At 64.5% G+C, this 13244-nt stretch carries 10 protein-coding genes and 3 tRNA genes; 7 read left to right on the plus strand and 6 right to left on the minus strand.

Annotated features, from left to right (window positions below; translation table 11 throughout):
- Positions 1–16: 16 nt before the first annotated feature.
- The 3 genes from AC6I21_RS02185 to AC6I21_RS02195 form a co-directional block, all read right to left on the minus strand.
- Positions 17–1147, minus strand: coding sequence for a tyrosine-type recombinase/integrase (locus tag AC6I21_RS02185; RefSeq protein WP_497763008.1), 1131 nt, complete (start codon positions 1145–1147; stop codon positions 17–19).
- Positions 1148–1209: 62 nt separating this feature from the next.
- A tRNA-Ser gene (locus AC6I21_RS02190) sits at positions 1210–1301 on the minus strand.
- A 64-nt stretch (positions 1302–1365) separates the two neighbouring features.
- The gene (locus tag AC6I21_RS02195) at positions 1366–3462 is read right to left on the minus strand and encodes a prolyl oligopeptidase family serine peptidase (protein WP_446754455.1); all 2097 of its coding nucleotides are present in this window, start codon (positions 3460–3462) and stop codon (positions 1366–1368) included.
- 39 nt (positions 3463–3501) lie between these two features.
- On the opposite strand from AC6I21_RS02195, the gene AC6I21_RS02200 reads away from it, so the two are divergent.
- Positions 3502–5556, plus strand: a complete 2055-nt coding sequence (locus tag AC6I21_RS02200; RefSeq protein WP_497763009.1) for an FAD/NAD(P)-binding protein — start codon at positions 3502–3504, stop codon at positions 5554–5556.
- 116 nt (positions 5557–5672) lie between these two features.
- Here AC6I21_RS02200 and AC6I21_RS02205 read toward each other — a convergent pair.
- Positions 5673–5760 (minus strand) — tRNA-Ser (locus tag AC6I21_RS02205).
- A gap of 62 nt (positions 5761–5822) precedes the next feature.
- Here AC6I21_RS02205 and AC6I21_RS02210 point away from each other — a divergent pair.
- From AC6I21_RS02210 to AC6I21_RS02235, 6 genes are all read left to right on the plus strand, one after another.
- On the plus strand, positions 5823–6803 hold the full coding sequence (locus AC6I21_RS02210) for an NAD(P)H-quinone oxidoreductase (protein ID WP_138175179.1): 981 nt from the start codon (positions 5823–5825) through the stop codon (positions 6801–6803).
- A 120-nt stretch (positions 6804–6923) separates the two neighbouring features.
- Positions 6924–9161 carry a carbon starvation CstA family protein gene (locus tag AC6I21_RS02215; RefSeq protein ID WP_343833335.1) on the plus strand — a complete coding sequence of 746 codons (2238 nt, stop codon included), beginning with the start codon at positions 6924–6926 and terminating at the stop codon, positions 9159–9161.
- Between the two features lie 11 nt (positions 9162–9172).
- Entirely contained in the window at positions 9173–9361 is a 189-nt protein-coding gene (locus AC6I21_RS02220) for a CstA-like transporter-associated (seleno)protein (protein WP_054821094.1), read from the plus strand.
- Positions 9362–9506: 145 nt separating this feature from the next.
- The gene (locus AC6I21_RS02225) at positions 9507–9959 is read left to right on the plus strand and encodes a hypothetical protein (RefSeq protein WP_497763010.1); all 453 of its coding nucleotides are present in this window, start codon (positions 9507–9509) and stop codon (positions 9957–9959) included.
- 48 nt (positions 9960–10007) lie between these two features.
- Complete coding sequence (locus AC6I21_RS02230) at positions 10008–10850, plus strand: aldo/keto reductase (RefSeq protein ID WP_446754452.1); 843 nt, start codon at positions 10008–10010, stop codon at positions 10848–10850.
- A gap of 96 nt (positions 10851–10946) precedes the next feature.
- Positions 10947–11423 (plus strand): GyrI-like domain-containing protein, encoded by a 477-nt coding sequence (locus tag AC6I21_RS02235; protein ID WP_497763011.1) that lies wholly within the window; start codon positions 10947–10949, stop codon positions 11421–11423.
- Positions 11424–11554: 131 nt separating this feature from the next.
- Here AC6I21_RS02235 and AC6I21_RS02240 read toward each other — a convergent pair.
- Positions 11555–11626: transfer RNA gene (locus tag AC6I21_RS02240), tRNA-Thr, on the minus strand.
- 78 nt (positions 11627–11704) lie between these two features.
- On the minus strand, positions 11705–13216 hold the full coding sequence (locus AC6I21_RS02245) for an alpha/beta hydrolase (RefSeq protein ID WP_138174936.1): 1512 nt from the start codon (positions 13214–13216) through the stop codon (positions 11705–11707).
- Between the last annotated feature and the right edge of the window lie 28 nt (positions 13217–13244).

A 13244-nucleotide genomic window follows, 5' to 3' on the forward strand; every position in this document is an offset into this window, starting at 1 on the left:
CAGGCCGACAGAATGGTTACCCAAACGCGCTGTCAGCGATGGACGCTCCCCGAGCGTGAGCATCCTCAAGCAGATGGCTATAGCGGTCCACCGTGGTTTTCACTGACTCGTGGCCCATGCGCCGCGAAAGTTCGTACATGTCCATGCCGGCGGCCAGCATCATGGATGCGTGAGTGTGGCGGAGGTCGTGGGGCCGCGGTCGCGCAGCAGGCGCGACACCCATGGCGCCCCAGGCGGTGCCCCACACCTTGTGGTAGGCCGAGGAGCGGATCTGACGACCGTACACCGTCTTGAATACCATCTCGTCCGGTGCCCGGTTCGCTAGGATCGGACGGAGCATCGCGTCCGCTTGGGCGGGTAGGGACACGGTGCGGCGCGCCTTTAGGGTCTTGGGCGGGCCAAGGTAAAACCGGTGGTTCCCGTCCTCCTTCCACGCCCGGCGCACACGTACCGTGGAGGTGGCGCCGACGAGTTGAAAGTCTTCCCTCTGCAGGGCGGTGACTTCACCGAACCGTAGGCCCGTGTACAGCATCATCCGGGTCACGGGCCGGTAGTGTTCGTGCATGGCCTCGATCAGCTGGTCGAACTGCGGCATGGTGAGGATCCGCATCGGCTCCTCAGGGCGCGTCTCTTTCGGCAGCCGCACCCCGGCGACCGGGTTGTCCTTCATATAACCGAGCCGGATCCCGGTATCGAAGGCCGCCGAGAGCAGGCCCCGCTGATTGGCGATGGACTTCACCGACAATCCTTTGGCTTGCATCTGCCGGGTCCAGGCCACGATGTGCTCAGAGTTGACGCGCCGCACCTTCAGCTCTCCGAGGTCACCGCCGAAGTGCAGTGGTACCGCGGACCGGTAGCGTTTCAGTTGGTAGGGTCCGACGTTGATCAGGTTGTCGATGTGCCGGGTCAGCAGTTCGGTGACGGTGGGGCCGGTTTCGATTTGGTTTTCGATTGCGTCTACGGCTTTGCCGGTGTCGCCGCCGGCGGCTTCGATGACGTGTTTCCATCGGAGGGCGTCTTTTTCGGTGTCGAACGATTGCGATTCTCGGTCGCCGTTGGATACCCATCGGACGCGGTATCGTTCTGCTCCGGCTGGGATTTGGTATTTGTCGAGGCTTGCCATGCGTTCAGTATGTACCAGCGCCATGACCATTTGGCTCTTCCCCATGACCACGCAAAGAAAAACCCCCTAGCTGACTAGGGGGTTTTTGGCGGACACGGGGGGATTTGAACCCCCGGTCGAGTTTAACCCCGACCCTTCATTAGCAGTGAAGTCCATTCGGCCGCTCTGGCACGTGTCCATCCGCTGTTTCCAGCAAAATAAAGCTTATCGAAATTGCTGGCTGGAAACAAAACGGCCGCACGCTACTGTATTGCACGCCATAGGAACTCGTAGCTGGTGGCCAACATGCGGGCGGTAGACGCATTGTCGGTGGAACCGGCATGACCTCCGTCTTCCGGCTCGTGGTAACGCGTGGAGGAGATCCCCTTCTCCAGCATGCGAGCTGCCATCTTGCGTGCCTGTACGGGGCCAACCCGGTCATCGGTCGTCGTCGTCCAGATCAGGGACTTCGGATAGTCTTGCGCCGGATGCGGCTGATCATCCAGCCGGTGCAGCGGTGAGAAGGTACGCACGTATTCCCATTGTTCCGGAATCTCCGGGTCTCCGTACTCGGCTATCCAGGAGTGGCCGGCCGAAAGCCGGGTGTAGCGCTTCATGTCCAGCAGGGGAACACCGCAGGAGATGGCGCCGAAGAGCTGGGGGTACCCGGTGATCATATTGCCCATGAGCAATCCGCCATTGGAACGCCCGGTTGCGGCAAGGTGCGAACGGCTGGTGACCTTTCGTGCCACCAAGTCCTCGGCAATGGCCGCAAAGTCTTCATACGCGCGGTGACGGTTCTGCTGCAAGGCCGCACGGTGCCACTTCGGGCCGTACTCGCCCCCGCCACGGATGTTGGTCAACACGTACACGGCGCGGCGTCCCTGCGCAGTGCGGCGATTCAACCATGCGGTGCCCAGGGACGGGCTGTAGCCCGGGGTGAGACTGACCTGGAACCCTCCATAGCCGTCCATCAGTACCGGGTTCTTTCCGTCCAGCACCAACTGCTCATCAGCGACCTGGAAATACGGCACCCGGGTGCCGTCCGCGGATACCGCGAAATGCTGGGTCACGCTCAATCCGGCGGAATCAAAGCGCTCCGGTGAGCGCTTGATGACCTCGGCCTGCTCGCCAACTCGTCCGCGCAGCAAGGTGGTGGGCTGGGTGAAACCGGTGACGGTCATCCAGTAGTCCTCACCGGCCTGCTCATCCTCGTCATCCACGGCGCTGACCGACACGGAGAGGAAGTCACCCTGAACCGGCAGGGTACTGCTCGCAAACCCGGAATCCAGGTCGACAACCTGTACTTCGCTGGCCACATCCCGCAGGAGCGTGATCAGCAGGTGGCCTGCCGTGAAGGAGAAGGACTCAAGCGAGGTGTGCTCATCCGGGGTGAAGACCAGGGTGCCCGGATCGCCGGAATCAAGGAAGCTGGACAGTTCGGTGATGGCCAATGCTCCGGCCGGTACGACCGTGCCCTGCTGGTTCCAGTCGGTCTGTGGCGCGAAAAGCACCCATTGGCGGTGCAACAGGACCCGAACATCGGTGGGAACCTTGATGATCTGGTGGGTGTCATCCCAAATCACCCCGGTCACCGAGTTGTAGAAGTCGATGGCGTCGGTGGTGACAATGCGTTCAAAACCCGGTGTCGAATCGAAATGTGCCCAGCCGCCCACGTGTTCCACGTCGACTTCGAAAATGGTCTCGGCCGCCGCCAGCTGCTGTCCGCGCTTCAACCGGCGTGTGCAGCGGGCGTAGGTGGAACGGGTCGTATCCTGTTCGTTGGTCGCGCTGGCCACCAAGATGGTGTCCTCATCCACCCAGGAGACCGAGGTCTTGGCCACCGGCAGCTCAAATCCGTCCGGCACGAACTCCAAGGATGCCAGGTCGAATTCCCGGATCATCACCTGGTCCCCGCCATCGGGGCTCATCCGGATCAGGGCGCGTCGGTACGGCTCGCCCGCCCCGGGGCGCAGCAGCTGTGCGCCGGCGAAATGCCAGTCCTGTTCCTGATTCCGCGCGTAGTCGTCAAAGTCGATCAGCACCTGCCATCGAGGGTTGGAGCTGCGGTAGGACTGCCAGTCGGTGCGCCGCCATACGCCCAAGCGGTGATCGGCGTCCCGCCAGAAGTTGTAGTAGTACTCGCCCCGCTTGGTGACCATGGGGATCTTGTCGGTGGCGTCCAGTACCTGCTGGATCCGTTGCGCGGTGGCCTCGAAGTTGGCGTCATAGAGCTCGCCTTCGGTGACGGCGTTCTGTTTCCGGACCCATTCAAGGGCCTTCTCGTCATGGATTCCCTCAAGCCAGTCAAGGGATTCGGTGTGATCAACGGGCGGTTGCTGGGTTGCGCTTCGGTCCATGTGCCCCAGTCTAGGCCGGAAACAGAATAATCTTGGAGGGTGAGTACCCAACGAGATGACACCAAAGCAACGTTCGCAGTAGCCATTATTGGCGCCGGCCCCCGCGGCACCAGCACGGTCGAGCGCCTTGCCAGCATGGTGGCCAACACCGGCCGGCTGGCTGTGCAACTGCGTGTCATTGTGCTTGATGCCTACCGGCCAGGCTCTGGACATGTGTGGGACTCAAGCCAGTCACCCAATTTCTGGATGAATACGCCCGCTTCCTTTCCCACTGTCGCCCCTGACCGGCAGGACAGCGAACCGGGACTCAGCTTTGCCCAGTTCGTGCAGCGCCACGGGGACGGTGCCAACCTGAGCCAGGGGCAGCAAGCCGAACTGCAGAACACCTCATCGGGGACCTACCCCACCCGCGCCCTGTACGGCCGGTATCTTGAGCATGTCTACGACCGGTGCGCGGCGGTACTCACCGGGCACCCGGATGTTGACTACGAATTCATCCGCGGTGAAGTGGTGGCGGTGGATCCCCGCGAGGCCACCTACCGGGTGAGCTATGAAACCCCCGGGAGCGACCAGCGGCACGAGTTGCGGGCCGATGCGGTGGTGCTGGCCCTGGGGCACCAGGCAGCGGACCTGAACCCGCAGCAGAAGGTGCTGGCAGAGCAGGCCCAACAGGCCGGGGCCACCTATATTGGCCCGAGCATCCCGCTGGATGTGGACTACTCGAAGTTCTCCGCCGGCAAGCCCGCACTGCTGCGTGGGATGGGCCTGAACTTCTTCGACGCCATGGCCGAACTGACGATCGGCCGCGGAGGGCAGTTCCGTGAGGTTTCCCAGGTACCCGGCGAGCGCTTTGACTACCTGCCCTCCGGGAAGGAGCCGGTACTGGTTGCCGCTTCCCGGCGCGGCACCCCCTACTGGGGCAAACCCTTGACGGATCGGTTCATCCCCGAGGACATCACGCTGCATTACCTGCAGGCCGAGGAGCTGATGCAGCAGGTGGCCGAAGCCCGGGGAAACAACCCCGAGGCCACTTTGGTGTTCAGCCGGGACATCTGGCCGCTGCTGCATCGGGACATCCTCTGGGCCTATTACAGCCAGTGTGCACGGGAGCACGAGGCGCAGCTGCCCATCCCGGCCGAGCAGTTCCTCTCCCATGTGGCCGAAATCCTGGACGCCGAACACCACGAGGGCACCCAGGTGTGGTTGGCTGCGCTGCGTGACTTCATCACCGGCTTCCCCATGATCCAGTGGCTGGATGTGCCGGGGCTGGCCCACCCCTTTGAGGAGATCGGCTTCCCCTCGCACGAGCACTACCAGCAGGCGGTGCGCCAGTACCTGCGGCATAACGCGCACTGCAGTGCGCGCGGCATGCAGGACCCGCTCTCCTGGGCGGTGCTGACCATGAACGCCGGACGGATGGTCGTCAAGGACCTGATCGCCCAGGGCCTGATAGACCAGCAGTCGAAGATCGAGGAAATCCAGGGACGCTTCGAACCGCTGGTGGAGGGAATGGCCTCCGGTCCTCCGTTGGAACGCATAGAACAGCTGTTGGCGCTTTCCCGTGCCGGACTCGTGTCCTTCGCTGGACCAGAACCGCGGTTTGAATTCGATGCGCTCGCCGGGGAATTCACCGTCTCATCCCCCTGGGTGGATAGCGAGGGGTACACCGCCCGGCTGTTGTGCGAATCGATGATGCCAGCCAACCGCGTGTTGCAGAACAACACCCGGCTGATGCGACAGCTGTTGGGGGACCGGGTGGCCCGGGCCTTCCACTGGCAGAACGCGGATGGGGAACTGATCCCCGGGTCGGGCTTCGATGTGGTCGGTGAGCCCTACCGGCTGGTGGCCGGTGACGGCACCGTGCACCGCGGCATCTTCGTGCTGGGGCTGCAGCTGTCCTCCGTGCAGTGGGGGACCGCGATTGCCGCGCAGTCCGGGGATGTGGAAGACCCGGCGGCGCGCACGCTGGGAGATGCGCACCTGGTGGTCAACGAGCTGGCACGCCTGAGCGGGCTGGGGATCTCCCACCTGTCACTGCGGCGCTCGCAGCAGGGCGCCGAAGTCGGCGTGGGTGCCGGCCCGGACTACGACTAGCACCCAATCCCGGTCTTGTGCCGCCGGCGGCGCTGCCCACGCCCGGCCCGGGCGTGGGAACACAAAAACCCCTTGCCATTCCATGTAAGAAGGAAGGCAAGGGGTTTTTCCCTGTGCGGATGGTAAGAGATTCGAACTCTTGGTACGGGGTTACCGCACACTGGTTTTCAAGACCAGCTCCTTCGGCCGCTCGGACAACCATCCAACCGGAACGAGTATACGCTATCGGCAAGACCTGAAAGGAATCGTTGACTATGTCCCACACCATGCAGGCCTACATTTACTCACAGCCCGGGGGACCGGAAGTTCTGGAGAAAGTCGAACGCGGCAAACCGGTGCCGGGGGCCGGGGAAGTGCTGATCAAGGTCGCCGCCTTTGGCCTGAATCGTGCCGACGTGCAGCAGCGGATCGGGGTCTACCCGCCGCCCCCAGGCGCCAGCGACATCCCGGGCCTGGAGGTGGCCGGCACCATCGAGGCACTGGGCCCCGACGTGGAACGCTGGGCCACCGGAGACCGGGTCGCCGCGCTGCTGGCCTCCGGAGGCTACGCCGAATACGTCACCGCACCGGCCGAGGTGCTTTTCCCGGTTCCCCAGGACATGGACCTGAGCCAGGCCGCCGGGCTGCCGGAGGTCGCCTCGACCGTGGTCTCGAACATCTTCGACCAGGGCGAACTGCGCTCCGGGCAGACCATCCTGATCCACGGCGGCGCCGGCGGCATCGGCTCCATGGCGATCCAGCTGGCCAAGGCGGCGGGGGCACGGGTGCTGGTCACCGCCTCCAGCGCCCAAAAACTGGCCTACTGCACCGAACTGGGTGCGGATGCGGGAATCAACTACGCCACCGAGGATGTGCTCACCCGGGTCAAGGAACTGACCGAGGACACCGGGGTGGATCTCATCCTGGACGTAGTGGGCGCGAAGTACCTGGCCATGAACCTCAAGGCGCTCGCCGTGGGCGGACGGCTGGTGATCATTGGGTTGCAGGGTGGGCGCAAGGCCGAAGCCGACCTGGGACTGATGCTCTCCAAGCGGCTGCGCATCATTGCCACCACGCTGCGTTCCCGGCCGCTGGAGGAGAAGGCCGGGATCGTGCACCGCACCGTCCAGCGGCTCACCCCGCTGCTGCAGGACCGGTCACTGGAACTGAATGTGGAGCGCAGCTTTGGTTTTGACGAGCTGGCCGCCGCCCACGAGTACTTCGACTCCGGAGAGCACAAGGGAAAGATTGTCGTAACGCTGCACTAGGCCAGCGGTCCCGTGGGAGTAGTGTGGATTTGTTTACATCTGGGTGACCCGCTTCATAGCATGGGGTCACCCAGATCACGGGGCACATCATCACCGCACCCTCTCGAAAGGTAAGTTGCCATGAGTCGCAGTCATACATTGCCGCCGGCAGCGGTCGATCCGCAAGTGGCCGAGCGCGAGGAGAACCGCTGGACCCCGACGCGGATCATTATCTGGGTGGCGATCGCGCTGCTGGGGGCCGTGGCCTGGTCCGTCCTGGCCTTCTCCCGCGGCGAGACCATCAACGCCATCTGGTTCGTGTTCGCCGCGGTGGCCACCTACCTGATTGCCTACCGCTTCTACGCCAAGTTCATCGAACGCAAGATCGCCAAACCCGATGACCACCGCGCCACCCCGGCCGAATACCTGAACAACGGCCGGGACTTCGTGCCCACCGACCGCCGGGTGCTCTTTGGTCACCACTTTGCCGCGATCGCCGGGGCCGGTCCGCTGGTCGGCCCGGTGCTCGCCGCGCAGATGGGCTACCTGCCCGGAACCATCTGGATCATCGTCGGCGTGGTGCTGGCCGGAGCGGTGCAGGACTACCTGGTGCTGTTCTTCTCCATGCGCCGCGGCGGCCGCTCACTGGGCCAGATGGCCCGCGAGGAACTCGGCGTCATCGGCGGCACCGCCGCCCTGATCGCCACCCTGGCCATCATGATCATCATCGTCGCCATCCTGGCGCTGGTCGTGGTCAACGCGCTGGGTGAATCGGCCTGGGGCGTCTACTCGGTGGGCCTGACCATTCCGATCGCCCTGTTCATGGGCATCTACCTGCGCTTCATCCGCCCGGGCAAGGTGCTGGAAGTGTCCATCATCGGTTTCGTGCTGCTGATGTTCGCCATCATCTCCGGACGCTGGATCGCCGAAACCCCGTGGGGCGCCGAGTTCTTCCACATGGAACGCACCACCATCGCCTGGGCCATCATCATCTACGGCTTCATCGCCGCGATCCTTCCGGTCTGGCTGCTGCTGGCCCCGCGCGACTACCTGTCCACCTTCATGAAGATCGGTGTGATCGCCCTGCTGGCGATCGCGATCATTGTGGTGCGCCCGGAAATCAACGTCCCGGCGGTGTCCGAATTCGCCTCCCGCTCCGATGGGCCGGTGGTGGCCGGCAGCCTGTTCCCGTTCCTGTTCGTCACCATTGCCTGTGGCGCGCTCTCCGGGTTCCACGCCCTGATCTCCTCGGGCACCACCCCGAAGCTGGTGGAGAAGGAAAAGCAGACCCGCTTCCTGGGCTACGGCGGCATGCTGATGGAATCCTTCGTGGCCATCATGGCCCTGGTCGCCGCGATCTCCATCGACCGCGGCATCTACTTCGCCATGAACGCCTCCTCCGCCGCCACCGGCGGCACCGTGGAAACCGCGGTGGCGTTCGTGAACTCGCTGGGGCTTTCCGGGGTGCATCTGGAGCCCGGGACGCTGACCGACCTGGCCAACCACGTCGGGGAGGAGTCGGTGGTTTCACGCACCGGCGGCGCCCCGACCCTGGCGGTGGGCATTGCCACGATCATGCACCAGTGGTTCGGCGGGACCGCGATGATGGGCTTCTGGTACCACTTCGCGATCATGTTCGAGGCCCTGTTCATCCTCACCGCGGTGGACGCCGGAACCCGTGTGGCCCGCTTCATGCTGCAGGACACCATCGGCAACTTCGTCCCGAAGTTCAAGGACACCTCGTGGCGTCCCGGGGCGTGGCTTTGTACCGCGATCATGGTCGCCGGCTGGGGGTACATCCTGATCCTCGGGGTCACCGACCCGCTGGGCGGGATCAACACGTTCTTCCCGCTGTTTGGCATCTCCAACCAGCTGCTGGCGGCGATCGCCCTGGCGATCGTGATGACCATCGTGGCCAAGCGCGGAAACTTCAAGCACCTCTGGGTGGTCGTGCTGCCGCTGGCGTTCACCGTCGTGATCACGTTCGTTGCCAGCTGGCAGAAGATCTTCTCCACCGACGTGAAGGTCGGCTACTTCGCCAACCACAACGCCTACAAGGAAGCGCTGGCCAACGGGGAAACCAGCCTGGGCAGCACCAAGAGCGTGGAGGCCATGGAGGCGGTCGTGCGCAACACCGGCGTGCAGGGCTGGCTCTCGGTGGCGTTCCTGCTGCTTTCGGTCATCGTGATCGTAGCCGCGATCATCGCCACCGTGCGTGCCCGGAACCTCAACGCGGCCGATGACACCGAAGACCCGTACGTGGAATCCAAGATCTATGCACCGCAGGGCATTGTCTCCCTGCCGGCGGAGAAGGAACTGGAGGCTAAGTGGAAGGACTACCACGAGGCCACCGGCACCACCCCCGCCGCGGGGCACTAGGGGAGGGGAACATGGGATTCGTCCAGGGCCTGTCCAAGGCCAAGAAGTTCGTCGACGGGGTGCTGGGCGCCGACAAGTACCAGCACTACCTGGAACACCACCGGCGCCAGCATCCGGGCGAGGAACCGATGAACGAACGGGAGTTCTGGAAGGACTACACCGACTGGCAGGAGCGCAACCCGCAGGGACGCTGCTGCTAGGAACCCGGTCCGGGCACCCTAATCGCAGCGGGCAGTGGCCGTCGCATCTATCAAGGATGCGGCGGCCACTGCCGGTGGTGGGCTGGTCTGCGAATCCCGGTACTCTTAAACCGGTACCAGAGCACAGGAAGGCAACCACTAGCTCATGGCTTTCTTTTCCCGGCTGCGCCAAACCCGCGCCGCCAACCGCGACCTCGGGCAGGGGGTGTGGCGTCGCGCCCACGACCGGTTCAACCGTTCGCTGGACCGGGTGTTCCAGGTGGTGGAGGGAATCGGCAACGACGAGCTGCACAACCAGCTGATGGCCTGCGCCAATGAACTGGCCGACCTGCAGCCGCGGGTGCGCGTGGTGTGCACCCGGGCCCAGAAGCTGACTCCCAGTGAAGAGGAATTCGTGCCCGAACGCACCTTTGACGTGCACCGGGCCCTGACCAAGGCCGCCAATGACCTGGCCACCAGTGCCCAGGTGCTGGCGATGACCCGGCTGCAGGCCGAAGCCGGCAGCGATATCAGCAACTTCGCGGTGCGCACCCGCGTGCAAATCGTTGTCGAAGGAGTCCAGGCCGCTGAGGCGGCCTTGGAAAAAGTGCGCGACTGACCCGTTTTCCGGTTTCCCCGCACCCGGTGCGCACACTAGATTGGGAACATGAGTAGACAAGTTCCACAAGTCACGTTCCTGGACGGAAATTCCATTGACCAGCTGGGCTTCGGTGTCTGGCAGATTCCCGATGAGCAGGTTGCGCCGGTGCTCGCCGCGGCACTGAAGGCCGGTTACCGGCACATCGACACCGCTGCGATCTACGGCAACGAGGCAGGAGTGGGCCGCGCGATCGCAGAGAGCGGGCTGGAACGCCCGGAGCTGTTCATCACCACCAAGGTCTGGAACTCCGAGCAGGGCTACGACAAGACCCTGACCGCCTTTGATGCCTCGCTGCAGAAGCTGGGCACCGACTACGTGGACCTGTACCTGATCCACTGGCTGCAGCCCAAGCGCCAACTGTACGTGGATACCTGGAAGGCCCTGGTCCAGCTGAAGGAATCGGGCCGGGCCCGCTCCATCGGCGTCGCCAACTTCACCATCGAGGCGCTCGAGGAGCTGCATGAAGCCACCGGTGTCCGCCCGGTGATCAACCAGGTCGAAACCCACCCGTACTTCCCGCAGCATGAACTGCGCGCCTACGAGAAGGAACACGGGATCATCCACGAATCCTGGTCGCCGCTGGGACAGGGCGGCGAGCTGCTCAAGGACCCGGTGCTCGTTGAGATTGCCGAGAAGCACGGGGCCAGTACCGCCCAGGTCGTCATCGCCTGGCACCTGGCCTTGGGCAACGTGGTGATCCCCAAGTCGGTCACCGAATCGCGGATCGTTGAGAACTTCGCGGCGCTGGATGTGAACCTGGACGCCGAGGACCTAGAAAAGATCGCCGGCCTGGACCGCGGGGCCGAAGGGCGGATCGCCTCGGATCCGGCAACCGCCGACTTCGCCTAGAACCCGCGGGGCACGGCGGCTGGCCCTGCCTCTGGTGGGGCCGGCCGCTGCGCTCTAGACTGGCGTTGTCCTTTCGCCGACCCAGATGGAGCGAACATGAGCGCAGAGCAGTTTCCCGAGCCCGTCATCGAGGATCACCCGCTGGTGCACCTGGCGCTGATCCGCAAGACCCTGGGGTTTGACGAGATTAGGGCGTTCTATGACGCCAGTTTTCCCCAATTGTTTGCCGCGCTGCAGGACAGCGGCCGCCGGCTGGTGGGCGCCCCGCTGGGTATTACCTACGGCACCCCCGGCCGCCTGATCGACTTGGCCGTGGCGTTGCCGCTGGACGCCCCGCTGGGTTCCGTGCAACCCATGGCGGGCGCAATCCTGCCGGCCGCCCGTACGGCCACCCTGGTGGTGCAGGGCGACTACGAACAGTTGGCAGCAGCGCACGCCCATCTGCGCCAATGGGTGCTGGAGCAGGGGCTGAACCCCGCCGAGGTGGCCTGGGAACAGTACCTGACGCAGCCGGAACCGGACGCCGATCCAGCGCAGAACCTCACAAAGATCGGCCTGGTCTTGGCTGATTGATCCGAACCCGGCATCATCCGGCGTTATCCGTCGCTCCCTGAAACGGCCACCGGCGGCGTCGGCGTAGCCTTGCGGGTACGAAAAACGCCCTTGTCACAATCGCTGGCGATTCTGACAAGGGCGTTTGGCCGAGCCCCCTGCCGGATTTGAACCGGCGACCTGCTCTTTACGAGGGAGCTGCTCTACCCCTGAGCTAAGGAGGCCAAGTGCCACTAGGGCACCAAGTCACTTTATCCGAGTCGCTCTTGGCTCGTCAAAACGCGAGGGCGGCTGGCAGCGGTCTAGCATTTGGTTCCGTCTTCGGGAACCTGTCCATCAATCAGGTACCCGTCCACGGCTTGGGTCACACAGTCATTCGAGCGGCCGTAGGCGGTGTGGCCGTGGCCCTCATAGGTCAGCAGCACCCCACCCTGCAGCTGCTTGGCCAGTGATTCCGACCAGTGGTACGGGGTGGCCGGGTCGCCGGTGGTTCCGATCACCAGGATGTCCCCGGCGCCGTCGGCGTGCAGCTCGCCGGGAACCCGGGTCGGCTCGAACGGCCAATCCTCACACCCCAGGGCACCGTAGGAGAGGTACTTGCCCATGATGGGAGCCTGGCGCTGCAGTTCGCTGGCCTCGGCCTCCATCCGCGCCTCGGCCGCGTCCATCGGGTAGTCCAGACAGGTCACCGCGCCGAAGGCCTCGGTGGTGTTGCCCGTGTAGTTCCCCTCCTCGTCGCGGCCGGCGGACAGGTCGGCGAAGTACTGGATCTGATCGACGTCGCCCTCCAACGCGTCGGCCATCGCCGAGCTGAGCATCGGCCAGGAGGTTGACTCGTAGAGCGGGATGATGAAGCCGTTGATGAAGTCGATGACCGGTACCTTGCGCCCGTCGCTGGCCACCATGGGCTTGGCCTCAAGCTTCTTGAAGAAGTCCTGCAGCTGCTTGTAGGCGTCCTCCGCGGTGCCGGTGAACGGGCAGTCCCCGCTTTCCACGCAGTCTTCCAGCCAGGCCTTGATTTCCTTTTCGAAGCCGACCGCCTGGGCCAGGTCCACCTGGCTGGAGGTGCTCTTTGGATCCATGGCCCCGTCCAGCACCATCCGCCCGGCGTGGCCCGGGAACAGGTCGGCGTAGGTGGCGCCGAGGAAGGTGCCGTACGAGAAGCCCAGGTAGTCCAGCTGCTCATCACCCAGGGCCTCGCGGATGATGTCCATGTCCTTCGCGGCGCTGGCGGTATCCACGTGGCCAAGCAGCTCACCGGTCTTTTCCAGGCAGGAGTCGGCGTACTTCTTGGACTCGGCGCGGATTTCCTCGCGTTCGGCGGGGACCCAGCTGCGCTGGTTCTGCTGGCGCAGTTCGTCCTGTTCGGCGTCGTCCAGGCAGGTGACCGGGGTGCTCTTGCCCACCCCTCGCGGGTCGAAGCCGATGACGTTGTATTCGCGCTGCAGTTCCTTGCTGAACATCAACGGCACCGAGGACTTGACCAGGTCCAGCCCCGAGCCGCCCGGGCCGCCGGGGTTCACCAGCAGGTTCTTTTCGCTGCCCTGGGCGACGCGGCGGTTCAGCGCCAGGTCGATGGAGCCATCCTGCGGGTTCTCATAGTCCAGCGGCACCTTCAGGGTGGCGCATTCGATGACGCTGCCGCACTTTTCCCACTGCAGCTGCTGCTCGTAGTAGCTCTGCAGCCCCTGGGCCACCGGCTCCGGTTCGGCGCGTTGTTCCGTGGGGGCCGAGCAGCCGCTGACCAGCAGTGCGAGCACCGCGCTGAAGGCCGCGGCGGGGAGCCACCGGCGGTGGCGTGGACGTACGGACACGTGTCACTCCTTGGGTTGGTGAGCGCCG

The sequence above is a fragment of the Glutamicibacter sp. St.4D3 genome (genome assembly GCF_059728615.1).

Excerpts from the sequence above, each read along its gene's own strand:
- AC6I21_RS02210 (WP_138175179.1), top strand. The coding sequence starts at position 5,823 with ATGCAGGCCTACATTTACTCACAGCCCGGGGGACCGGAAGTTCTGGAG.
- AC6I21_RS02235 (WP_497763011.1), top strand. The coding sequence starts at position 10,947 with ATGAGCGCAGAGCAGTTTCCCGAGCCCGTCATCGAGGATCACCCGCTG.
- AC6I21_RS02225 (WP_497763010.1), top strand. The coding sequence starts at position 9,507 with ATGGCTTTCTTTTCCCGGCTGCGCCAAACCCGCGCCGCCAACCGCGAC.
- AC6I21_RS02220 (WP_054821094.1), top strand. The coding sequence starts at position 9,173 with ATGGGATTCGTCCAGGGCCTGTCCAAGGCCAAGAAGTTCGTCGACGGG.
- AC6I21_RS02230 (WP_446754452.1), top strand. The coding sequence starts at position 10,008 with ATGAGTAGACAAGTTCCACAAGTCACGTTCCTGGACGGAAATTCCATT.
- AC6I21_RS02195 (WP_446754455.1), bottom strand. The coding sequence starts at position 3,462 with ATGGACCGAAGCGCAACCCAGCAACCGCCCGTTGATCACACCGAATCC.
- AC6I21_RS02185 (WP_497763008.1), bottom strand. The coding sequence starts at position 1,147 with ATGGCGCTGGTACATACTGAACGCATGGCAAGCCTCGACAAATACCAA.
- AC6I21_RS02215 (WP_343833335.1), top strand. The coding sequence starts at position 6,924 with ATGAGTCGCAGTCATACATTGCCGCCGGCAGCGGTCGATCCGCAAGTG.